The organism is Actinoplanes oryzae (assembly GCF_030757795.1).
GTDB lineage: Bacteria > Actinomycetota > Actinomycetes > Mycobacteriales > Micromonosporaceae > Actinoplanes.
Genome location: NZ_JAUQWH010000352.1, coordinates 1 through 992 on the forward strand (window position 1 = coordinate 1; position 992 = coordinate 992).

General features: G+C 70.2%; 1 protein-coding gene. It reads left to right on the forward strand.

Annotated features, from left to right (window positions below; all coding sequences use genetic code 11):
- Positions 1 to 992, forward strand: a 992-nt coding sequence (locus RBH18_RS43875; RefSeq protein WP_306216448.1) for an AAA family ATPase, incomplete at both ends; no start/stop codon positions are given.

Here is a 992-nt window from a genome sequence, read left to right on the forward strand (position 1 = left end):
CGGATATTCGGGCAAGGAGCCGGCCGCCGCCGGTGCCGCGGCGGGCGAGGCCGCGCCGTCCACCTCGCTGGTCCTCGACCAGTTCGGCCGCAACCTGACCCAGGCCGCCCGCGAGGGCAAGCTCGACCCGGTCATCGGCCGGGAGAAGGAAATCGAGCGGGTCATGCAGGTGCTGTCCCGCCGCACCAAGAACAACCCGGTGCTGATCGGCGAGCCGGGTGTCGGCAAGACCGCCGTCGTCGAGGGGCTGTCGCAGTCCATCGTCAAGGGCGAGGTGCCCGAGACGCTGAAGGACAAGCAGCTCTACACGCTCGACCTGGGCGCGCTGGTCGCCGGTTCCCGCTACCGCGGTGACTTCGAGGAGCGCCTCAAGAAGGTGCTCAAGGAGATCCGCACCCGTGGCGACATCATCCTGTTCATCGACGAGATCCACACGCTCGTCGGCGCCGGCGCCGCCGAGGGCGCCATCGACGCCGCCTCGATCCTCAAGCCCATGCTCGCGCGTGGTGAGCTGCAGACGATCGGCGCGACCACCCTCGACGAGTACCGCAAGCACCTCGAGAAGGACGCCGCCCTGGAGCGCCGCTTCCAGCCGATCCAGGTGGGTGAGCCGTCGCTGGCGCACACCATCGAGATCCTCAAGGGCCTGCGCGACCGCTACGAGGCGCACCACCGGATCAGCATCACCGACGCGGCCCTGGTCGCGGCGGCCACGCTGGCCGACCGCTACATCTCCGACCGCTTCCTGCCGGACAAGGCGATCGACCTGATCGACGAGGCCGGCGCCCGGATGCGCATCCGCCGGATGACCGCGCCGCCGGACCTCCGCGACTTCGACGAGCGCATCGCCCAGGTGCGCCGCGACAAGGAGTCCGCGATCGACGCGCAGGACTTCGAGCGGGCCGCGCAGCTGCGCGACAAGGAGAAGCAGCTGCTGGGCCAGAAGGCGCAGCGGGAGAAGGAGTGGAAGGCCGGCGACCTCGACGTCGTGT